This is a genomic window from Paenirhodobacter populi, from assembly GCF_004022215.1.
GTDB lineage: Bacteria > Pseudomonadota > Alphaproteobacteria > Rhodobacterales > Rhodobacteraceae > Rhodobacter > Rhodobacter populi.
In genome coordinates, this window is sequence record NZ_SAUZ01000011.1 from 58,024 (window position 1) to 79,802 (window position 21,779).

The 21,779-nt window shown below is 66.0% G+C and carries 19 protein-coding genes and 1 tRNA gene; 19 read left to right on the forward strand and 1 reads right to left on the reverse strand.

Features of this window, described 5'->3' with window-relative positions:
• Position 1: 1 nt before the first annotated feature.
• Genes tmk through D2T30_RS10420 form a run of 5 tightly spaced genes read left to right on the forward strand, consistent with a single transcriptional unit; the run spans position 2 to position 4,304 of the window.
• A complete protein-coding gene (tmk, locus tag D2T30_RS10400; protein WP_128208817.1) occupies positions 2 to 613 on the forward strand; it encodes a dTMP kinase in 612 nt (203 codons plus the stop codon).
• A complete protein-coding gene (locus tag D2T30_RS10405) occupies positions 610 to 1,695 on the forward strand; it encodes a DNA polymerase III subunit delta' (protein WP_128208818.1) in 1,086 nt (361 codons plus the stop codon). The genes tmk and D2T30_RS10405 overlap by 4 nt, the downstream gene beginning before the upstream one ends.
• A gap of 25 nt (positions 1,696 to 1,720) precedes the next feature.
• Positions 1,721 to 2,566, forward strand: coding sequence for a TatD family hydrolase (locus D2T30_RS10410; RefSeq protein ID WP_241651238.1), 846 nt, complete (start codon positions 1,721 to 1,723; stop codon positions 2,564 to 2,566).
• Positions 2,563 to 3,363, forward strand: coding sequence for an MBL fold metallo-hydrolase (locus D2T30_RS10415; RefSeq protein WP_128182373.1), 801 nt, complete (start codon positions 2,563 to 2,565; stop codon positions 3,361 to 3,363). Before D2T30_RS10410 ends, D2T30_RS10415 begins: the two co-directional genes overlap by 4 nt.
• Positions 3,360 to 4,304: an AEC family transporter gene (locus tag D2T30_RS10420; RefSeq protein WP_128182375.1), complete on the forward strand. Its 945-nt coding sequence runs from the start codon at positions 3,360 to 3,362 to the stop codon at positions 4,302 to 4,304. The genes D2T30_RS10415 and D2T30_RS10420 overlap by 4 nt, the downstream gene beginning before the upstream one ends.
• A 17-nt stretch (positions 4,305 to 4,321) precedes the next feature.
• On the opposite strand, the gene selD is transcribed toward D2T30_RS10420, so the two are convergent.
• Positions 4,322 to 5,398, reverse strand: coding sequence for a selenide, water dikinase SelD (gene selD, locus D2T30_RS10425; protein WP_128208819.1), 1,077 nt, complete (start codon positions 5,396 to 5,398; stop codon positions 4,322 to 4,324).
• A 553-nt stretch (positions 5,399 to 5,951) separates the two neighbouring features.
• On the opposite strand from selD, the gene fdnG reads away from it, so the two are divergent.
• From fdnG to D2T30_RS10485, 14 genes are all read left to right on the forward strand, one after another.
• Complete coding sequence (gene fdnG / locus D2T30_RS10435) at positions 5,952 to 9,035, forward strand: formate dehydrogenase-N subunit alpha (RefSeq protein WP_338325442.1); 3,084 nt, start codon at positions 5,952 to 5,954, stop codon at positions 9,033 to 9,035.
• The gene (gene fdxH / locus D2T30_RS10440) at positions 9,032 to 10,024 is read left to right on the forward strand and encodes a formate dehydrogenase subunit beta (RefSeq protein WP_128208822.1); all 993 of its coding nucleotides are present in this window, start codon (positions 9,032 to 9,034) and stop codon (positions 10,022 to 10,024) included. Before fdnG ends, fdxH begins: the two co-directional genes overlap by 4 nt.
• A complete protein-coding gene (locus D2T30_RS10445; RefSeq protein ID WP_128182385.1) occupies positions 10,024 to 10,713 on the forward strand; it encodes a formate dehydrogenase subunit gamma in 690 nt (229 codons plus the stop codon). The genes fdxH and D2T30_RS10445 overlap by 1 nt, the downstream gene beginning before the upstream one ends.
• Before the next feature lie 34 nt (positions 10,714 to 10,747).
• The gene (fdhE, locus tag D2T30_RS10450; RefSeq protein ID WP_128208823.1) at positions 10,748 to 11,659 is read left to right on the forward strand and encodes a formate dehydrogenase accessory protein FdhE; all 912 of its coding nucleotides are present in this window, start codon (positions 10,748 to 10,750) and stop codon (positions 11,657 to 11,659) included.
• A complete protein-coding gene (gene selA / locus D2T30_RS10455) occupies positions 11,659 to 13,035 on the forward strand; it encodes an L-seryl-tRNA(Sec) selenium transferase (RefSeq protein WP_128208824.1) in 1,377 nt (458 codons plus the stop codon). Before fdhE ends, selA begins: the two co-directional genes overlap by 1 nt.
• A complete protein-coding gene (gene selB / locus D2T30_RS10460; RefSeq protein ID WP_128208825.1) occupies positions 13,032 to 14,936 on the forward strand; it encodes a selenocysteine-specific translation elongation factor in 1,905 nt (634 codons plus the stop codon). The genes selA and selB overlap by 4 nt, the downstream gene beginning before the upstream one ends.
• On the forward strand, positions 14,929 to 15,132 hold the full coding sequence (locus D2T30_RS10465) for a hypothetical protein (protein ID WP_128208826.1): 204 nt from the start codon (positions 14,929 to 14,931) through the stop codon (positions 15,130 to 15,132). The genes selB and D2T30_RS10465 overlap by 8 nt, the downstream gene beginning before the upstream one ends.
• A 111-nt stretch (positions 15,133 to 15,243) precedes the next feature.
• Positions 15,244 to 16,170: a sulfate adenylyltransferase subunit CysD gene (gene cysD / locus D2T30_RS10470; protein WP_128208827.1), complete on the forward strand. Its 927-nt coding sequence runs from the start codon at positions 15,244 to 15,246 to the stop codon at positions 16,168 to 16,170.
• Entirely contained in the window at positions 16,170 to 18,107 is a 1,938-nt protein-coding gene (gene cysN, locus D2T30_RS10475; RefSeq protein WP_128208828.1) for a sulfate adenylyltransferase subunit CysN, read from the forward strand. Before cysD ends, cysN begins: the two co-directional genes overlap by 1 nt.
• A gap of 177 nt (positions 18,108 to 18,284) precedes the next feature.
• On the forward strand, positions 18,285 to 19,214 hold the full coding sequence (locus D2T30_RS10480; protein ID WP_206612911.1) for a glycosyltransferase family 2 protein: 930 nt from the start codon (positions 18,285 to 18,287) through the stop codon (positions 19,212 to 19,214).
• Between the two features lie 358 nt (positions 19,215 to 19,572).
• The gene (locus D2T30_RS23070; RefSeq protein WP_164884280.1) at positions 19,573 to 19,737 is read left to right on the forward strand and encodes a hypothetical protein; all 165 of its coding nucleotides are present in this window, start codon (positions 19,573 to 19,575) and stop codon (positions 19,735 to 19,737) included.
• A gap of 656 nt (positions 19,738 to 20,393) precedes the next feature.
• Complete coding sequence (locus D2T30_RS23075; RefSeq protein ID WP_164884281.1) at positions 20,394 to 20,570, forward strand: hypothetical protein; 177 nt, start codon at positions 20,394 to 20,396, stop codon at positions 20,568 to 20,570.
• Positions 20,571 to 20,636: 66 nt separating this feature from the next.
• A tRNA-Sec gene (locus D2T30_RS23080) sits at positions 20,637 to 20,732 on the forward strand.
• Positions 20,733 to 20,761: 29 nt separating this feature from the next.
• A complete protein-coding gene (locus D2T30_RS10485) occupies positions 20,762 to 21,754 on the forward strand; it encodes a hypothetical protein (protein WP_128208830.1) in 993 nt (330 codons plus the stop codon).
• Positions 21,755 to 21,779 lie beyond the last annotated feature (25 nt).

The following is a 21,779-nucleotide window of genomic DNA, read 5'->3' on the forward strand; positions in this document are numbered from 1 at the left end:
GATGTTCATCACCTTTGAAGGCATCGACGGATCCGGGAAATCCACGCAAGCGCGGTTGCTGGCAGATTCGCTGCGCGGTCTTGGCCTCGATCCGGTCTTGACGCGCGAACCCGGCGGCAGCCCGGGGGCGGAGGAGATCCGCGCCCTCGTGCTGCAGGGCGATCCCGACCGCTGGTCCGCGGAAACTGAGATCCTGCTGTTCACCGCCGCGCGGCGCGACCATCTGGAACGGCTGATCGAGCCCGCTCTGGCGCAAGGCCGGATCGTCATCTCCGACCGTTTCGCCGATTCCACCCGGATGTATCAGGGGCTGAGCCGCGGCGATCTGCGCGATCTGGTCGATGAACTGCACCGGCTGATGATCCGCCGCGAACCCGACCTGACCTTCCTGATCGACATCGACCCGGAAATCGGCCTGTCGCGCGCCAAGGGCCGCCGGGGGCATGAGGAAAGGTTCGAGGATTTCGGCCTGCCGCTGCAACAGAAGATGCGGGCGGGTTTTCTGGCCCTTGCCGAAGAATTCTCCTCCCGTTTCCGGGTGATCGACGGCGCGCGCGATCCGGCGGAGGTTGCGCGCGACATTATGTCGATCACGCGCGAGGCTTTGAAATGAGCGAGGCGGAACTTCCCGATCCGACCGCCGTCGAAGGCGCCCCCCATCCGCGCGACACCGGGCATCTTTACGGCCAGTCCCGGGCCGAGGCGGATTTTCTGGATGCGTTCAACACCGGGCGTCTGCATCACGGCTGGGTGCTGACCGGCCCGCGCGGCGTGGGCAAGGCGACGTTGGCATGGCGCATCGCGCGCTTCCTGCTGACGCAGCAGGGGATGGCGCGCACGCTCGACACCGATCCCGAAAGTCCGGTGGCGCGGCGCATCCGCGCCGGGGCGGAACCCGGCGTCTTCGTGCTGAAACGCGGGATGAATGACCGCGAAACCGCGCTCTCGCAGGATATCCGCGTCGATGAGGTGCGGCGACTGAAAAGCTTCCTGTTCCTCTCGGCGGCCGAGGGCGGGCGGCGCGTCGTCATCGTCGATGCGGCGGATGAGATGAACACCCAGGCCGCCAATGCGCTGCTGAAACTGCTGGAGGAACCGCCCGAACGGGTGACCTTCCTGCTTGTCACGCATCAGCCGGCGCGGCTCTTGCCGACGATCCGGTCCCGCTGCCGGGAATTGCGGCTGGTGCCGCTGGCGCCCGGCGACATGGCGCAGGCGCTCGCCCAGGCGGGGATCGAGACCGAGGGCGACGACACCCCCGCGCTCGCCACGCTGGCCGCGGGCTCGGTGGGCGAGGCGGTGCGGTTGATCCGGTTCGACGGGCTGGAAGGCTATACCCGGCTGGTGCGGCTTTTCGCCACGCTGCCCCGGCTCGACCGGCCGCAGGCCATCGCGCTGGCCGAACAGATGGCGGGCAAGCAGAACGAGACGCGGCTGGACCTGATGCTGGGCCTGATCGACACGTTTCTGGCCCGATTGGCGCGCAGCGGCGTGCAGGGACCGCCCGTGCCCGAGGCCGCGCCGGGCGAGTCGGAGCTGTTCGCCCGCCTCGCCCCGAATGCCGCGGCAGCGATGAAATGGGCATCACTCCAGCAGTCTTTGGGCGCCCGCGCGCGCCACGGGCGCGGGGTGAACCTTGACCCCGCCGCGCTGGTCATGGATATGGTGCTGGAGATGACTACGGCTGCCGCATGAGGCAACCGCCGAAAGGACGAGCCCCGTGGCAAACAATTCTTTGGCGCAGACCGACCCGCAACCCGACACCCTGCCGCCTGAAATCGTCGACAGCCACTGCCACCTCGACTTCAGCGACTTCGACCGCGAACGCGATGCGGTGATCGGCCGTGCCCGCGCCGCCGGGGTGACGCGGATGGTCACCATCTGCACCCGGCTGCGGCAGGAACCCGCCGTGCGCGCCATCGCCGAGGCGCATGAGGGCGTCTATTACGCCGCCGGCACCCATCCGATGAGCGTGCATGAGGAACCGATGGCCACGGCCGAGGCGCTGATCGCCCTTGCCGCCCATCCGAAATTCGTGGGGATCGGGGAAACCGGGCTCGACTACCATTATTCGGCGGACAGCGCCGAGGCGCAGAAAACCTCGCTGCGCATCCATATCGAGGCGGCGCAGGAAACCGGCCTGCCGCTGATCATCCACACCCGCGACGCGGATGAGGACACCGCCGCAATCCTCGCGGAAGGGATGAAGATCCGGCCCTATACCTGTGTCATGCATTGCTTTTCCTCGGGCGCGCGGCTGGCGGAACAGGCGCTGGAAATGGGTTTCTACCTGTCGATGTCGGGCATCGCCGCCTTCCCGAAATCGCAGGCATTGCGCGACATCTTTGCGGCTGCCCCCATCGACCGCATCCTGGTCGAGACGGACAGCCCCTATCTCGCCCCGCCGCCCCATCGCGGACGCCGCAACGAGCCCGCCTATTCCGCGCTGACCGCGCGGGTGGGCGCCGGGGTCTTCGGGCTCGACTATGCGGAATTCGCCGCCCGCACCTCGGCCAATTTCGATCGGCTGTTTTCCCGTGCGGCGAAAGCGGAGGGCGTGAAATGAGCCGGCTGCGCTTCACCATCCTTGGCTGCGGTTCCTCGGGCGGGGTGCCGCGGATCGGCAACATCTGGGGCGAATGCAACCCGGAAAACCCGCGCAACCGGCGTCTGCGCTGTTCGATGCTGGTCGAGCGCATCACCCGCGAGGGAATCACCCGCGTGCTGATCGACACCACGCCCGATCTGCGCGAACAGTTGCTGCGCGCCGGGGTGGGCGAGCTGGACGCCGTGGTCTACACCCATCCCCATGCCGATCATGTCCACGGGCTCGACGATCTGCGGCAGGTCGCCTTCCTGATGGAACGCCGCCTGCCCGTCTGGGCCGACAGCGACACGCAGGAGGCGCTGATCTCGCGCTTCGCCTATGCCTTCGTGCAGCCGCCGGACAGCAATTACCACCCGATCTGCGAATTGCGCGCGATCCGCGGCCCGTTCGAGATCACCGGCGCGGGCGGCACCATTCCCTTCATCCCGTTCCGGGTGGAACACGGCAATATCGACGCGCTCGGCTTTCGCATCGGCGGGCTCGCCTATCTGCCGGATGTGAGCGCGATCCCGGAACCCGCGTGGGAGCATCTGCAGGGCCTCGACTGCTGGATCGTCGACGCTTTGCGCCGCCGCCCGCATCCGACGCATGCCCATCTGGCGCGCGCGCTGGAATGGGTGGAACGGGCGGGCGCGGCCTCGGCGGTGCTGACGAACATGCATGTCGACCTCGATTACGACGCGGTTGCTGCGGAAACCCCGGCGAATGTCCGGCCCGCCTATGACGGCATGGTGCTGGAGTTCGCCGCCCCATGAGCAATCTTGCCGACGTCCTGCTGCCGGTCTTCCTTGTCATGGGCTTCGGATATCTGGCGGCGTGGAAGGGCATCTTCGTCGAACCGGCGATCGGCTCGCTGATGAAATTCGCGCAGACCTATGCGGTGCCGGTGCTGCTGGCGATCCAGACGGCGCGGATCGACCTGCGGACCGGGTTTCACCTCGCGCCGCTCGTCGCCTTCTACAGCGGTGCGTTGTTGTCCTATGCGATCGGCGTGGTGCTGTCGCGCACATGGCTGAAGCGCAGCCCCGTCGACGCGGCGGCCATCGGGTTCTGCTGCCTGTTCTCCAATTCCGTCCTGATCGGCATCCCGATCACCGAGCGCGCCTATGGCGCCGAGGGCGTGATGAACACGGTGCCGATCATCGCCGTCCACTCGCCCCTGCTGTTCACCATCGGCATCCTGATGATGGAGGCCGCCCGCGCGCGCGGCGCGGGCCTTGGACAGGTCGCGCTGAACGCGGCCAAGGGCGTGATGCGCACCCCGATGGTGATCGGCATCGTCATCGGTTTCGCGGCGAATATCGGCATGTCGCTGACCGGGCATGACCTGCCGAAGCCCCTGTGGGATGCGCTGCTGATGCTGGGCGCCTCGGGCGTGCCGGTGGCGCTGTTCGGTCTGGGCGGCGTGCTGCACCGCTACAAGCCCGAGGGCGACGGCCGCGCCATCACGATGGTGGTGCTGTGTTCGCTGGTCGTGCATCCCGGCATCGCCTATGTGCTGGGCCGCTGGGTGCTGGATCTGGACACCGGGCCGCTGCGCGCCGCCGTGCTGACGGCCGCGATGGCACCCGGCATCAACGCCTATCTGTTCGCCGACATGTATGGCGCGGCCAAGCGCGTCGCGGCCTCCTCGGTGCTTATCTCGACCATCGCCTCGCTGCTGACGATCTGGGTCTGGCTGTCGATCCTGCCCTGACGGTCAGAGCCTGACGGTCAGAGGATGTGGAGCAGCGGCTCCCCGGCGATCACCCGCCCGATCGCCGTGGCCTCGTCGAAGCCTTCGGCACGGAAGCAGGTCAGCACCTCGTCCGCCGCCTCGGGCGCGCAGGCGACCAGCAGGCCGCCGCTCGTCTGCGGATCGCACAGAAGCGCCCGGTCGAGATCCAGCATCTCGTGCCCGAAGCGGATGCCCGCGCCATAGCTCGTCCAGTTCCGGCCGGAGGCGCCGGTGATATACCCTTGCCCCGCCAGATCGCGCGCCCCTTGCAGGAACGGCACCGCCGCCCAGTCGATCTCCACCCCGTGACCCGAGCCCCGCGCGACCTCGAGCGCATGGCCGCCAAGGCCGAAGCCCGTCACGTCGGTGATCGCGTGAACCCCCTCGATCCGCGCCAGATCCGGGCCGGGCGTGTTCAGCCGCGTCGTCGTCGCGATCATGCGCGCATAGCCATCGGCATCCAGCGCGCCCTTCTTCAGCGCGGCCGAGAAGATGCCGACGCCAAGCGGCTTGCCGAGGATCAGCACATCGCCCGGGCGCGCATCGGCATTGCGGCGGATATGCGCGGGATCCACAAGGCCGATGGCGACGAGGCCATAGATCGGCTCGACCGAATCGATCGTGTGGCCGCCGGCGATCGGAATGCCCGCGGCGCGGCAGGCCTCGGCGCCGCCGTCGAGGATGCCGCGGATCGTGCCCTGCGACAGGGCGTTGACCGGCATTCCCACGATCGCCAGCGCAAAGATCGGCGTGCCGCCCATCGCATAGACGTCGCTGATCGCATTGGTCGCGGCGATGCGGCCGAAATCGCGCGGGTCATCGACGATCGGCATGAAGAAATCCGTCGTGGCGACGATCGCCTGCCGGTCATTGAGCCGGTAGACGGCCGCATCGTCCGAGGTTTCGATCCCGACCAGCAATTCGGGCGGAACCGGCAGCGCGGTGGCGCCATGCAGGATCTGTTCCAGAACGCCGGGGGCGATCTTGCAGCCGCAGCCCCCGCCATGCGCAAGGGAGGTCAGCCGCGGCTCGGTCGTCGCATCGGGGATCGCGATGGAGGATGTCTCGGTCATGGCGTGTTCCTTTCGGGCAAAGGTCCGGGATGTTCGCCGCACGATCCGGTTGTCGGGGCGTTCCGCCCTTTGCGGTGATGGCGCCGGGACATCGAGCGATGCCGGGACGCCTGCTGCGTCTTTCTTAATGCCATTGCGGCGGCCCTACGGCAAGCGGCGCGCGCGTCCACGGTGTGCTTTGGCGCCGGAGCGGGGGGATGCCGATGTGGCGCAGGGGGCGCTGCCCCCTCGGCCTTCGGCCTCACCCCCGGGATATTTAGGGAAGAATGAAGGCGGAAAAGCGGATCACGGGGTGTTGAAGCTGGCTTTCGGGCGGGTTCGGGAGGGGGGCGTTCCTGCGGCGTTTGAGGGGGAATCCGCGCCCGAAATCGCCCGTCGGGGCGGTTTTGGGGGAATTCGATATAGCCATCGGAATATTACGGAACGGGCCGCAAGGCCCTGATGGACCGTCGTTTTATCGGCGTTGCCCCTAGGGTCAGCTTGACTCGATTGCCGGAAAAAGGGACCATGAGGCACCAATCTATTCGACAGGTAACAGGAGGGTCTCGTGAATATCGACCTTTCGCGCCGCGGCTTTCTGAAGCTGGCAGGAGCGGGGGTGGCGGCGACATCGCTCGGGGCCATGGGCTTCGACGCGGCGGAGGCGGCGGAGGCCGCCCATGTCAGGGCCTTCAAGCTGGCCACCACCACCGAAACCCGCAACATCTGCACCTATTGTTCCGTCGCCTGCGGCATCATCATGTATTCCAAGGGCGATCTGAAGGCCGGGGAACATGCCGAGCTGATCCATATCGAGGGCGATGCGGACCATCCGACCAACCGCGGCACATTGTGCCCCAAGGGCTCGGCGCTGAAGGATTTCGTGAAATCCGAAACCCGCGCCACGCAGCCGCGCTACCGCGCCGCCCATTCGTCCGAATGGCAGGAGATCACCTGGGACGCCGCCTTCGACAAGATGGCCCGCGCCCTCAAGGATGACCGCGACCAGAACTTCATCGAGAAGAACGAGAAGGGCCAGACCGTCAACCGCTGGCTGACCACCGGCTTTCTCGCGGCGTCCGGCTCCACCAATGAAACGGGCTGGCTGACCTACAAGACGGTCCGCTCGATGGGGATCCTCGCATTCGACAATCAGGCGCGCGTCTGACACGGCCCCACGGTAGCCAGTCTGGCTCCAACTTTTGGCCGCGGCGCGATGACGAACGCCTGGACCGACATCAAGAACACCGATCTCGTGATCGTCATGGGCGGCAATGCCGCTGAAGCGCATCCGTGCGGCTTCAAATGGGTGACCGAGGCAAAGGCGCATCGCGGCGCCAAGCTGATCGTCGTGGACCCGCGGTTCACGCGCACGGCCTCTGTCGCCGATTACTACGCGCCGGTCCGCCCGGGGTCCGACATCGCCTTCCTCATGGGGGTGATCCGCTACTGCATCGAGAACGACAGGGTGCAGTGGGAATATGTCCGCAACTACACCAACGCGGCCCTGCTGGTGCAGGAGGGCTTCGGCTGGAAGGATGGGCTGTTCGACGGCTACGATCCGGAAAAACGCGCCTATGACATGGACGGCTGGGATTACCAGCGCGACGACGAAGGCTATGCGCTGACCGATCCGACGCTTCAGGATCCGAACTGCGTGTGGAACCTGCTGAAGAAGCATGTCGATGTCTACACGCCCGATTTCGTGGCCGATGTCTGCGGCACGCCGAAGGACCGCTACCTGAAGATCTGCGAGATGATCGCGGAATGCTCGGCGCCCGACAGGGTGATGACCTCGATGTATGCGCTTGGCTGGACGCAGCATTCCAAGGGGGCGCAGAACATCCGCGGCATGGCGATGCTGCAGTTGATCCTTGGCAATATCGGCATGCCGGGGGGCGGGGTGAACGCGCTGCGCGGGCATTCCAACATTCAGGGGCTGACCGATATCGGGCTGCTGTCGCATACGATCCCGGGCTATCTGAGCATGCCGAAGGACGACGAGGTAGATTTCGAGACCTTCATGTCCACCAAGCTCAACAAGCCGACGCAGCGCGGACAGACGAGCTTCTGGCAGAATTACCGCAAGTTCATGGTCTCGTTCCAGAAGGCGATGTGGGGCGATGCCGCCACCGCGGAAAACGACTGGGCCTACGACTATCTGCCCAAGCTGGATGTGCCCTATTACGACATCCTGCGGTTCTTCGACATGATGTCGAAGGGACAGGTGAACCTGTATTTCTGCCAGGGGTTCAATCCGCTGATGTCCTTCCCCAACCGGGCGAAGCTGACCGAGGCGCTGTCGAAGCTGAAGCTCTTGGTGGTGATGGATCCGTTGCAGACGGAAACCGCGCATTTCTGGGAAAACCACGGGCCGTTCAACGATGTCGATCCGGCGCAGATCGCCACCGAGGTGCTGGAACTGCCCACCACCTGCTTTGCCGAGGACGAAGGCGCCACGGTGAATTCTGGCCGTTGGCTGCAATGGCACTGGCCGGGGGCGACCCCTCCGGGTCAGGCGAAGCCCGACACATGGATCCTGTCGAACGTCTTCCTGCGGGTGAAGGAGCTTTACCGGACCGAGGGCGGGCCTTTCCCGGACCCGATCCTCAACCTGACGTGGGATTACGAGGATCCCTACGAACCCACGCCCGCGGAACTGGCGAAGGAGATGAACGGCCGCGCGCTCAGCACGCTTTACGATCCAACGGACCCGGCCAAGGTTCTGGTCGAGGCGGGCCAGCAGTTGCCGAACTTCGCGGTGATGCGCGACGACGGGTCCACCATGTCGGGCTGCTGGATCTATGCCGGCAGCTGGACCGAGGACGGCAACATGATGGCGCGGCGCGACAACAGCGATCCGGGCGATGTGGGGCTGTTCCTGAACTGGACCTTCGCCTGGCCGGCGAACCGGCGCATCCTCTACAACCGCGCCTCGGCGGACCTTGCGGGCAAGCCCTGGGATCCGGCGCGCAAGCTGCTCGAATGGGACGGCGAACGGTGGACGGGCTATGACGTGCCCGACATCTCGCCCACCGCGAAGCCCGGCGAGGTCATGCCCTTCATCATGACCGACGAGGGCGTGGGGCGGCTCTTCTCCCGCAAGGGGCTGAAGGACGGGCCGTTCCCGACGCATATGGAGCCGTTCGAAAGCCCGGTGCCGAATGCGCTGAACGCCTCGCTCAGGGGCAATCCGGTCGCGCGGGTCTTCTCGAACGATCTGGAGCAGATGGCCGGGATCGCCGATCCCGACTTCCCCTGCGTCGGCACCACCTACCGGCTGACCGAACATTTCCACTACTGGACCAAGCACAGCCGGGTGAATGCCGTGTTGCAGCCGGAATTCTTCGTGGAAATCTCGGAGGAGCTGGCGGCGGAGAAAGGCATCCGCAAGGGCGGGCAGGTGCGCGTCTGGTCGAAACGCGGCGAGGTCTTTGCCAAGGCCGTGGTGACCAAGCGCATCCGGCCGATGCTGGTGGGCGGCAAGTCCATCCACGTGATCGGCATTCCGATCCACTGGGGCTTCATGGGGGCGGCGCGCAAGGGCTACAGCGCCAACACCCTGACCCCCTTCGTCGGCGACGCCAATATCGACACGCCGGAGTTCAAGGCATTCCTCGTCAACATCGAGGCAGCAGAGAAAGGGCCACTCGCATGACCGACCGCGCCCCTCAACCCCTGACCGCGGCGGCGAATCCGCCGGTACAGCCGCTTGAGTCGAACCTGCTGCCCTCGGATGTCGTCCGCGTGTCGGCGACGAAGGATGTCCCGAAACCGGACCGGCAGCTGACCGAAGTGGCGAAGCTGATCGACGTGTCGAAATGCATCGGCTGCAAGGCCTGCCAGTCGGCCTGCATCGAATGGAACGACACCCATCCGACGGTCGAGGAAAACGTCGGGGTCTATGAAAACCCGCATGACCTGACCCCGGACATGTTCACCCTGATGCGGTTCACCGAATACGAGAACCCCGAGACGAACGAGCTGGAATGGCTGATCCGCAAGGACGGCTGCATGCATTGCGAGGATCCGGGCTGCCTGAAGGCCTGCCCGGCCCCCGGCGCGATCGTGCAATATTCCAACGGCATCGTGGATTTCATCCATGAAAACTGCATCGGCTGCGGCTATTGCGTGACCGGCTGCCCGTTCGACATTCCGCGGATCTCGAAGACCGATCACAAAAGCTACAAATGCACGCTCTGCTCCGACCGGGTGGCGATGGGTCAGGGGCCGGCCTGCGCCAAGGCCTGCCCGACGCAATGCATCACCTTCGGCCCGAAGGAAGAGATGAAGAAACATGCCGAGGAACGGATCGAGGACCTGAAATCGCGCGGTTTCGAACATGCGGGGCTTTATGATCCGCAGGGCGTCGGCGGCACGCATGTGATGTATGTGCTGCATCACGCGGACAAGCCCTCGCTCTATGCCGGGCTGCCGGACGAACCAGCGATCTCGCCCCTCGTGCGCGAATGGAAGGGGCCGGCGAAGACGGTGGGGCTGGCGGCGATCGGTCTGGCCGCCGTCGGCGCGGCGCTGCACGGCCTCTTCGGCCGCGCGCTCGAAGTGACCGAGCATGAGGAGGAAGAGGCGCAGGAACTGGTCGATGAAACGACCCCCGGCGCCCCGGCGGACAAGGGGGATGCGTGATGGCGCGCCGCAAGTTTTCCGCCCCCGGCGACGAGATCGAGACCCGTCATCCGGTGATCGTCAACCGCTACCGGGGGTTCACCCGGGTCAACCACTGGATCACCGCGGCCTGCATGATCGTGCTGCTGCTGTCGGGCTTTTCGCTGTTCCACCCGGATCTGTTCTTTCTGACCAAACTGTTCGGCGGCGGGCAGAACACCCGCTGGCTGCATCCGATCGTGGGGGTGGTGCTGTTCTTCAGCTTCGTGGGCCTCTTCGTGCAGATGTGGCGGCTCAACCTGCCGCGCAAGGAAGACGTGGAATGGACGGCGAACCTGCCGGAGCTGGTGCTCAAGGGCGATGAATCGAAAATGCCCGAGCTTGGCAAATACAACGCCGGGCAGAAGGTCGTCTTCTGGGGCATGTCGGTGATGATCGTGGTGCTGATCGTCTCGGGCGTGATGATCTGGGAACAGTTCTTCCCGAAGCTCGTGCCGATCCCGGTGCGCCGCATCGCCGTCGCGGTCCACGCCTTCGCGGCCTTCGCGGTGATCCTGATCTTCATCATGCATGTCTATGCCGCCTTCTGGGCGCGCGGCACGATCAGCGCGATGACGCGCGGCACCGTCACCGGCGGATGGGCGTTCAAGCATCATCGCAAATGGCTGCGCGAACTGGCTGGACGTTCGGACGGCGGATCGGCAAAATGAACCGGGGCCGGACCTGCGCCGGCCGGAGGAAGACATGACGACAGAGCTGAAACCCGATCCCTCGGTCATCGGCGGTGTGCCGGTGGCGCCCTTCGCGCTTCTGCCGGAGCCGGAGAGGCTCTTTGCCAAGCGGGCGGCGCGGTTCGCCTTTCTGGCGCAAAGCTCGAACCTCGCGCCCTATCTGAGCTTCCTTGGCGATCTGACGCAGGTGCAGGCGCGGCTGGTGCCGGACCTGCCGCCCCCCGCCCTGCCCGATGCCGCGCGGATCGAAGTGGCCCGCGCCGCGCGCATGCCGCCCATCGACCGGCAGGCGGCGATCGCCGATCCGGTGCTGCATGAAACACTGGACCGGCTGTGCGCCGCGGCGGCGGCGATCGACATGCCCGCCCCCGCGCGGCAGGCGCTCGAGGCGGTGAGCCTTGCCCCGCGCGAGGATCGCGACTGGCTGCTGGGCAATGTCCTGACCGACACCATCCCCGCCGACAGTGTCGCGCCGCATCTGTTCGCGGCGGCGGCGGCGCAGGTCCACATGGCGCGGATCGCGGCCACGCTGGATGTGGCGCAACTCGTGCCGATCCGCACCGGCATCTGCCCCTGCTGCGGCGGCCGCGCCGCGACATCGAGCGTGATCGGCCTGAAGGAACTTGAAAATGTCCGCTACGCCGCCTGCGCCACCTGCGCGACGCAGTGGAACGAGGTGCGGATCAAATGCCTGTGCTGCGGCTCGACCAAGGGGCTGTCCTACCGTTCCGCCGAAACGGCCAAAGCGACGGTCAAGGCGGAAACCTGCGACGAATGCCAATCCTGGGTGAAGATCTTCTACACGCTGACCAATCCTGCGATCGAGCCGATCGCGGATGATGTCGGCTCGCTCGGGCTCGATCTCATGATGAAGGAGACGGCCTATCGGCGCGGCGGCTTCGATCCCTATCTGACGGGGTATTGATGCAGGCCCTGCGCGCGCTTCCCTCGGTCGATCAGGTGCTGCTGTCCGCGATCGGACAGGAACTGGTCGAACGGCATGGCCGCGCGCTGGTCGTGGCGGCGGTGCGCGCGCGGCTAGAGGCGGCCCGCGCCACGATCCGCGAAGGCGCGGCGGGGGCCGAGCTCGCGGCGGATATTCCCCTGCTCGTCGCGGGCGATCTGGCCCGCGCGGCGCGCCCGAAACTGCGCCCGGTGCTGAACCTGACGGGCACGGTGCTGCACACCAACCTTGGCCGCGCGATCCTTGCCGACGCGGCGATCGAGGCGGCCATGGCCGCGATGGCCAATCCGCTGGCGCTGGAATTCGATCTGGATGGCGGCGGGCGGGGGCAGCGCGACGACCACCTGCGCGGCCTGCTGTGCGAACTGACCGGGGCCGAGGATGCCACCGTCGTCAACAACAACGCCGCCGCCGTGCTGATCGCGCTGAACACATTGGGTCAGGGGCGCGAGGCCATCGTCTCGCGCGGGGAGCTGATCGAGATCGGCGGCGCCTTCCGCATGCCCGACATCATGACCCGCGCCGGCGTGCGGCTGCATGAGGTGGGCACCACCAACCGCACCCATCCGCGCGATTACGAAGGCGCCATCGGGCCGGAGACGGGGCTGATCCTCAAGGTCCATACCTCGAACTACCGGATCGAGGGCTTCACCGCCGAGGTGCCCGCGCCCCGTCTTGCACAGATCGCCCGGGCGGCGGGGGTGCCGCTGCTGAACGACCTCGGCTCCGGCTCGCTGGTCGATCTGGCGCGGTTCGGCCTGCGCCGCGAGCCCACCGTCGCCGAGGCGGTGGCCGAGGGCGCGGATCTGGTGACCTTCTCGGGCGACAAGCTGCTGGGCGGGCCGCAGGCGGGCTTCCTCGTCGGGCGCGGGGATCTGATCGCGGCGATCAACAGGAACCCGCTGAAACGGGCGGTGCGGCTCGACAAGATCCGCATCGCGGCGCTGGAGGCGACCCTGCGGCTGTATCTCGATCCGGACCGGCTGACCGAGCGGCTGCCGACCCTGCGCCATCTGGCGCGCCCGCAGGCCGAGATCACCGCGCAGGCCGCCCGCCTTGCGCCGCGGGTCGATGCGGCGCTGGCCCCGCACGGCTTTCGCGCCGGGGTCTGCGATTGCGCCAGCCAGATCGGCTCTGGCGCCCTGCCCGTCGACATGATCCCGAGCGCGGGGCTGCGGCTGACCGGCGCGGGCGGAGACGCGCCCGACCGGCTGTCGGCACGACTGCGCGCCCTGCCCGTCCCGGTCATCGGGCATATCCATGACGGCGCGCTGATCCTCGACCTGCGCTGCCTCGATGCGGATGAGGCGCTGACCGGGGCGCTGGCGGCGCTATGATCGTCGGCACGGCGGGGCATATCGACCACGGCAAGACCGCGCTGGTGAAGGCGCTGACCGGCACCGACGCCGACCGGCTGGCCGAGGAAAAAGCCCGCGGCATCACCATCGATCTGGGCTTCGCCTATGCCGATCTGGGTGCGGGCCGGGTGACGGGTTTCGTCGATGTGCCGGGGCATGAACGGCTGATCCACACGATGCTGGCGGGGGCCGGCGGAATCGACATGGCGCTTTTGGTCGTGGCCGCCGATGACGGGGTGATGCCGCAGACGCGCGAGCATCTGGCGATCCTCGATCTGCTGGGCATCCGGCGCGGGATCGTCGCGCTGACCAAGGCGGATCTGGCCGAGGCGCCGCGCCGCGAAGCGGTCACCGCGCAGATCCGCGCCGCGCTGGCGCCGACGGGCCTTGCCGAGGCGCCGGTGATCGCGGTTTCCGCCCTGACCGGCGAGGGGATCGGAGCGCTCCGCGACGCGCTGATCGCGGCCGAGGCGGAGACCACTGCCCGCCATGCGGCGGGGCCGATGCGGCTGGCCGTCGACCGCAGCTTTACCCTGTCGGGCGCGGGCACGGTGGTGACGGGAATGATGCTGACGGGCCGCGTCGCGGTGGAGGATGTGGTGACGGTCAGCCCCTCGGGCCTGACGGCGCGGGTGCGCGGCATCCACGCCCAGAACCGCAAGACGCGCGAGGGGCTGGCCGGGCAGCGCTGCGCGCTGAACCTGACGGGCGACGGCATCAGCAAGGAGGCGATCCATCGCGGCGACGTGGTGCTGGCCCCCGCGCTCCATGCGCCGACCGACCGGATCGACGCGGAGCTGATGGTGCTGGGCGCCGAGCCGAAGCCCCTCGGCACATGGTTCCCGGCGCGGCTGCACAGCCATTCGGTCGAGGTCGGCGCGCGGATCGTGCCTCTGGGCGATCCGATCGCGCCGGGTGAACGCGGCCCGGTGCAACTGGTGCTGGACCGGGCCATCGCGGCGGCGGTGGGCGACCGCTTCATCCTGCGCGACACCTCGGCCAGCCGGACGATCGGCGGGGGGACGTTCCTCGACCTGCGCCCGCCCGCGCGCAAGCGCCGCACGCCCGAACGGCTGGCGCGCATCGCCGCGGCGCGGGAAGGCGACCCCGCCCGGGCGCTGGCCGCGCTGGCGGCGATCGGGCCGGTCGACCTGCCCGCCTTCCTGCGCGACCGCAGCCTTGCCGCCGAGACGGGACCGGCGATCATGGCCGCTGCCGGGGTGGAGGCGATCGGGCCCTTGGTCCTGTCGGGCAACGCCTTGCGCGGGCTGCGCGCGGCGGTGGTGTCCACGCTGGAATCCTTTCACGACGAAAACCCCGACCTGCCCGGCATGGGGCGGGAACGGCTGCGGATGGCGATCCTGCCGCGCCTGCCGAAGGACGTTTTCCTGACCTTCCTGCGGCAGGAGGCGGGGGCCGGGCGCGTCGGGCTCGACGGCGCCTTCGTCCATCTGCCGGGGCATGAGGTGCAGCTGACCCCCGAGGACGAGGCGCTGTATCGGCGCATCCTTCCGGGCCTTTTGGGCGAACACCGTTTCCGCCCGCCCCGGGTACGCGATTTCGCCCATGACTTCGGCCTCGACGAACGCGAGATCCGCCGGGTGATGAAGCTGACCCAGCGGCTTGGCCGCACCGACCAGATCGCGCATGATCACTTCTTTGCCCGCCCCGTCACGCGCGAGATGGTGGCGATCATCCGCGACATCGCGGCCGAGGCGGCGGACGGATGGTTCACCGCCCCCGCCTTCCGCGACCGGGTGCGGAACGGCCGCAAGGTGGCGATCGAGATTCTGGATTTCTTCGACCGGCACGGGCTGACCCTGCGCCGGGGCGACCTGCGCCGCATCAACCCGCACCGGATCGACCTGTTCGATGGCTGAAACGACCCTGCGCGGGAGATTTTCCCGGCAACAGGTCAAACAGGACGCATTTCCGGGAATTTGCGCGGAAAATCGGAAATTCATCCCTGATGCCCCCGCGCGCAGAGACATTATTCCATATACCCTGCCCCCGGCGACGGTTTCATACCACCGCAACCGCACGGCAGGAAAAAATCAACGCCTTGATTTGGCGTGATATTATGAAGGACAAATGCCCATCGTCGGCGCGCGCGCCGGCGGGGGGAATTGGAATTCGGCGCGAAACCTGCGAAAGCAGCCCCGTTACGAAGGGAATTGCAGCGAAAAGATGTCACAAGAAGCTCTTCATCCCGGCACGGACCGCCTGACCCATTTGCAGCGTCTTGAGGCCGAAAGCATCCAGATCATGCGCGAGGTCGTCGCCACGGCGGAAAACCCGGTGATGCTGTATTCCGTGGGCAAGGATTCCGCCTGCATGCTGCATCTGGCGAAGAAGGCCTTCTACCCTGCCCCGCCGCCCTTCCCGCTGCTGCATGTGGACACGACGTGGAAGTTCCGCGCCATGTATGCCCTGCGCGACCGCGCCGCGCGGGAGGCGGGGATGGAGCTGATCGTCTACCAGAACCCCGAGGCGCTGGCGAAGGGCATCAACCCCTTTGACCACGGCAGCCTGCACACCGACATGTGGAAGACCGAGGGGCTGAAGCAGGCGCTGACCCAATACGGCTTCGACGTGGCCTTTGGCGGCGCCCGGCGCGACGAGGAAAAATCCCGCGCCAAGGAACGCATCTTTTCCTTCCGCTCCGCCAATCACCGCTGGGATCCCAAGAACCAGCGCCCCGAGCTGTGGAAGCTCTACAACACCCGCAAGGCCAAGGGCGAAAGCATCCGCGTCTTCCCGCTGTCGAACTGGACCGAGTTGGACATCTGGCAATATATCCAGCTCGAAGGCATCGAGATCGTGCCGCTGTATTTTTCCGAGGAACGCCCGGTCGTGGACCGCGACGGGCTGCTGATCATGGTCGATGACGACCGCTTCCGCTTTCGCCCCGGCGAAAAGCCGGTGATGAAATCCGTCCGCTTCCGCACGCTTGGCTGCTACCCGCTGACGGGGGCGGTGGAATCCCATGCCAAGACCCTGCCCGAGGTGATTCAGGAAATGCTGCTGACCACCACCTCGGAACGTCAGGGGCGCGCGATCGACCACGACAGCGCCGCCTCGATGGAGAAGAAGAAGCAGGAGGGTTATTTCTGATGACCGCGCGCAACATGACCACGCCGGGGGATTTCCACGATCACGTCTATGTCGCCGACCGGCTGATCGCCGAGGACATCGACGCCTATCTGGACCGCCACCAGCACAAGACGATGCTGCGCTTCATCACCTGCGGCTCGGTCGATGACGGCAAGTCGACGCTGATCGGGCGGCTGCTCTATGACACCAAGATGGTGTTCGAGGATCAGCTCGCCTCGCTTGAACATGATTCCAGGGTGCTCGGCACGCAAAGCGGTGGGATCGACTTCGCGCTGCTGGTGGACGGGCTGGCGGCGGAGCGTGAACAGGGCATCACCATCGACGTTGCCTATCGCTTCTTCGCCACCGAAAAGCGCAAGTTCATCGTCGCCGACACGCCCGGGCATGAACAATACACCCGCAACATGGTGACCGGCGCCTCGACCGCCGATCTTGCGGTGATCCTGATCGACGCGCGGCAGGGCGTGCTGACACAGACCCGGCGGCACAGCTATCTGGTGAACCTGCTCGGTATCCGCAACATCGTGCTGGCGGTGAACAAGATGGATCTGGTCGGCTATTCCGCCGACAGGTTCGACGAGATCGTCGCGGATTACCGCGCCTTCGCGCAGAAGATCGGGATGGAGGATTTCCTTGCGATCCCGATTTCCGGTCTGGCGGGCGACAACGTGGCCGCGCCCTCCGCGAACATGCCGTGGTATCGTGGGCCGACGCTGCTCGACCATCTGGAAACCGCGCCGCTGAACGACAGCCGCATGCAGGACCACCCGTTCCGCATGCCGGTGCAATGGGTGAACCGGCCGAACCTCGACTTTCGCGGCTTCACCGGGCAGATCGTTTCCGGTCAGGTCCGGCCGGGCGATGCGATCCGGGTGCTGCCCTCGGGCAAGACGACGACCGTCAAGTCGATCCCGACATGGGATGGCGATCTGGCCACGGCCGTCGCGGGCCAGTCCGTCACCCTGACCTTCGCGGATGAGATCGACTGTTCGCGCGGCGACGTCATCACCGCCGCCGATGCGCCCTGCGAGGTGGCGGACCAGTTCGAGGCCACGCTCGTCTGGATGTCGGATGCCGAGATGCTGCCCGGCCGCCCCTATCTGCTGAAGACCGGCACCCAGATGCTGACCGCCACGGTGACCGAGCCGAAATACGAGGTGAACGTCAACACGCTGGAACAGCTTGCCTCGAAAACGCTGGCGCTGAACGCGATCGGGGTGGTGAACATCTCGACCGACCGGCCCATTCCGTTCGAGGCCTACAGGGACAACCCCGATCTTGGCGGCTTCATCCTGATCGACCGGATGACCAATGCGACCGTCGCCGCCGGGATGATCCATTTCGCGCTGCGCCGCAGCCAGAACATCCACTGGCAGGCGCTGGATGTCGACCGCGACGCCCATGCCAGCCTGAAGAACCAGAAGCCCGCGGTGATCTGGTTCACCGGACTGTCGGGATCGGGAAAATCGACCATCGCCAATTTGGTGGAGCGCAAGCTGCATGCGATGGGCAAGCACACCTTCCTGCTTGACGGCGACAATGTGCGGCACGGGCTGAACCGCGATCTGGGCTTTACCGATGCCGACCGGGTGGAAAACATCCGGCGTGTGGGCGAGGTGGCGAAGCTGATGACGGATGCCGGGCTGATCGTGCTGACGGCCTTCATCTCGCCCTTCCGCTCGGAACGGCGCATGGTGCGGGAACTGATCGCCGATGGCGAGTTCCTCGAGGTCTATGTGAACACCCCGCTGGAGGTGGCCGAGGCGCGCGACGTCAAGGGCCTCTACCGCAAGGCCCGCGCCGGCGCGCTGAAGAACTTCACCGGCATCGACAGCCCCTATGAGCCGCCCGAGGCACCGGAGATCGCGGTGAACACCGTGAGCCAGACCCCGGAAGAGGCCGCCGACCTGATCGTCGAGGCCCTGCTGCGCCGCTGACCGGCATTCCCCCCGCCGGTCCTTTCCGGCCGGGGCCGCAATATGTCGGCCCGGTCGCGGCGCATCGCCCTGTCCCTTTACGGCATCGCGCGATCACATATCGGGCGGGCGTTGACAGGCCAGTTCACGCATTCCATACAGGCCCGACAATCCGCTGTTCCTGTCCCGGTCTCCGCCATGCTGCCCCCGATTTCCCTTCATGAGCGACAGACAGCGGATGTCAGCATCGCCGTGCTGACCAACGCCCCGGACAGCGTCATCCTGCATTTCATCCGCACGAACCTGCGCCTTGGCGTGCGGCATGTGCATATCTATCTTGACGCGGCGCAATGCAGTGACACCCTGGATGCCATGAGAGGCGACACCGTGAGCGTCCACTGCTGCGATGACGCTTTCTGGGCTCAGTCGGATGCAGGCGTCCGGTCGCCTTTCGTGGAGGCGCGCCAGTCCGAAGCCTACCGCCACGCCTACGAAAGATGCGCGACGGCATGGATCGGTTTTTGCGACATCGACGAATTCTTCGTGCCAAAAGCCGATTTCCGGACGCTGTTCGACGCCACACCGGAAGACATCGAGATGCACGTCGCCACCACCTGGGAGGCGGTCTGGGGGCCGGGCCACACAGGCTATGGCGACTTCAGCGCCAACCTCTGCCGCCGCGCGATCTGGAACGAAGGCCGCCGCAAATGGCTGAGGCATAATCGTCCCTTCTATACCAGCTTCACCGGAAACGGCATTTGCGGACATTCCGAAGGCAAGGCACTGGTGCGCGCCGGTATCCCCGATTGCATTCCGGGTATCCACCGCGCCTTCCGGTTGGTGAAGGAGGAACGCAGGCCGCTGAAGCTTTTGGAAACGCAGATCAATCTGCTCCATTACGATGCGATCAGCTATCATCAGTGGAAGGATAAGTTCCTGCAACGGCGCAAGCCGGACGGCAAGATGGGCGGACAGTCCTACTGGCGCCGGGCCCTGACCGACCTGCTCTATCTGGGCAAGGGCGAGGATTTCCGTCTGGCGCTGTTCAAGGAACTTTACGGCGCCGAGGGTGACTATATGGACTGGATGCAGCAGCACGATTTCGTCCGCAGGATCGTCACCCCCTGATCGCGACGATGATCGGTGCGTTTCGGCACCGGGAAAATCACGATAACCGAGCCCCGAAACCGCAAAAGCCCCCGGCCATCACAGGATCGGCCAGAGGCCATGAGCGACAGACAGCCCACGGTAGAAACCTCTCTTGCAACAGAAGATCAGGCGGCGCACAACCTTCCAGCCACCATACCGGAACGGAATGATCCCGAAAGGCAGCCGTCCGCCACTCACCTCGGACGGCTGCCTGAACGTGATGAAAATATCTCCGTTTGAAATGATGCAACTATAAGTTGAATATTGCTTGCATGTCTTTGATGTAGGTCACATCCGGCTGGCGGGAGCCAGTCGGAGGACTTACCGGATAATGAAAATGAGCGACGAATGGAGCCTGATCACGCATTCAATATGTGCCAGACCATTCACACGCGAACAACAATTCTGCGGGCAAGCCGTATTTCCTTGTCCCGCCATGAAATATATCGCCTCCAAAATTGAAACGACGCGACCGTTTTCCGGTACGCAATATGATGCATGAGAGGTCTGTTGCCCGGTCTTTCGAGTCGAGCGACGACCCCTCATCCACCAACCACCACACCATTTAACGAATCAGCTCTAACCTGAGTCCTGCCCGCATGTCCCTGACAGGGTGAAGCGCCGGCTAACCAGAACCACGCGAGGCCTTTGCGTTAAGCGGTCCTATCACCCATATGGGTGATGAGAGCCGCGGAAATACGCTTTGCCGAAACCGCCGGTCGTCCGCCGCGCATGACGCGGATGGATGGTCAAGGACAGTTGCCCCGGCACGGGAATGGCCACACACGAATACCTTGTGGCGGGTGGACCACGGATTTTCCGCGCGCCGCAAAGCCCCGGGATACACAGATCCACAGCATCCCATACAGGAAAAACCTGCCCGCCGCTGCCCCTGCCGGACCGCTCAAAGAAAAGCCGGGTGAGCCGGAAGCCCACCCGGAACCAGTTTCCAACAGGGAAGTGGATCCGTAACGCAACCGGAAGGCGAAGGTTCCACGGGAATCTGATTTTCCCCGCGGAAAGAATGCGCAGGCGCATCCCGTTCACCAAGACACATCAGACACTGCGCGGCAGGCCCATTCGCGGCGTCACGATCGGGGCGGATGGCGCATCCGCCACCAACCCGATGACACCGACTTCAACGGACATGAGACGACGATGACGATGACGATCATGAAGATCTGCGGCAAGATCGACGAGCAACCACATGATATCTATATCATATCCAAACGGCACCCATCTCCCTGCCGCACGGATGCGGCGCCAGCGCAATGGCGACACCTCGGCCGCACCAAGATCGCGGTTCAGCGCCACGGGAACGGGACCGAAAGTTGAAGCGTTGATGCAAAGCGGGATTGCCCGCCTCCACCTCGCAAAGTAAGTAGTTGTTTTATAAAGCTTGGAGAGGAATCGTCCCCGGTGGGGCGGCCGGACTTCAAATCCGGTTGGGGCAGCGAGCCTGTCCCGGGTGGGTTCGACTCCCACTCCCCTCCGCCACAGCCTGCCACCCCCGAACCGGCCTGCAGATGACACCCGCGACGCCCCAGCCCTTCAACGTTTTCTGCGTCGTGCAGCGCGGCCGGCTGGAACTGGAGGCCGTGCTTTTCGCCCTGTCCTTCCGCGCCGCCAACCCGGATTTCCGGGGGCGTCTGCTGATGGCGGAACCGGTGCCGAACGACAAATGGCCACAATCGCCGCGGATCTCCGATCCGGTGCGGGACCTGCTGACCGGGGCCGGGGTGGAGATCGTCCCCTTCGAGAACCGGCATTTCGGCCAGTCCTACCCCCATGGCAACAAGATTGAGGCGCTCGCCGCCCTGCCCCCCGGGCCGTTCGTCTTCTTCGATACCGATACGATCTTCACCGGCCCGCTGTCGGGGGTGGGCTTCGATTTCGCGCGTCCCTCGGCTTCGATGCGGCGCAGCGCGACATGGCCCGAGCCGCCGCTGTACGGGCCGGGTTATACGCGGATCTGGAAGCGGCTTTACGAGGATTTCGGGCTGGATTTCGAAAGCTCGCTCGACCGGACAAAGCGCGACGAATACTGGGAACGGTATCTGTATTTCAACGCCGGCTGGTTCTTTGGCGCGGATGCGCTGGCGTTCGGCGAGAGGTTCCTGAACTACGCGCACCGCATCCGCTGGAACACGCCGCCCGAGCTTGCCTGTCAGGCGCTGGACCCGTGGCTCGACCAGATCGCCCTGCCGCTGGTGATCCATTCCTTCGGCGGCGGGCGACCGGGGCCGGACCTCGCGGGGCTCGACGGCAATGTCAGTTGCCATTACCGCTGGCTCGCGCTGCTTTACGCGCGCGAAAGCGCGACTGCGGTGGAAATGCTGGAACGCATCGCGGCGCCGGCGGAGGTCCGCGCCATCCTCGCCGGGCGCGAGGCGCACCGGGTGCTGATCTGCGACGGGCAAGGCCGCGCCCTGCGCGCCCGTTTCGCCCGAGACGGCCTGCCCCCGACCGAGGGCCTGCTGCGCGATGCGCTGCGCGACAGCGGGCTCTGGCTGCGGTAGGGCGACATCTGGGGCCGAAGGCGCG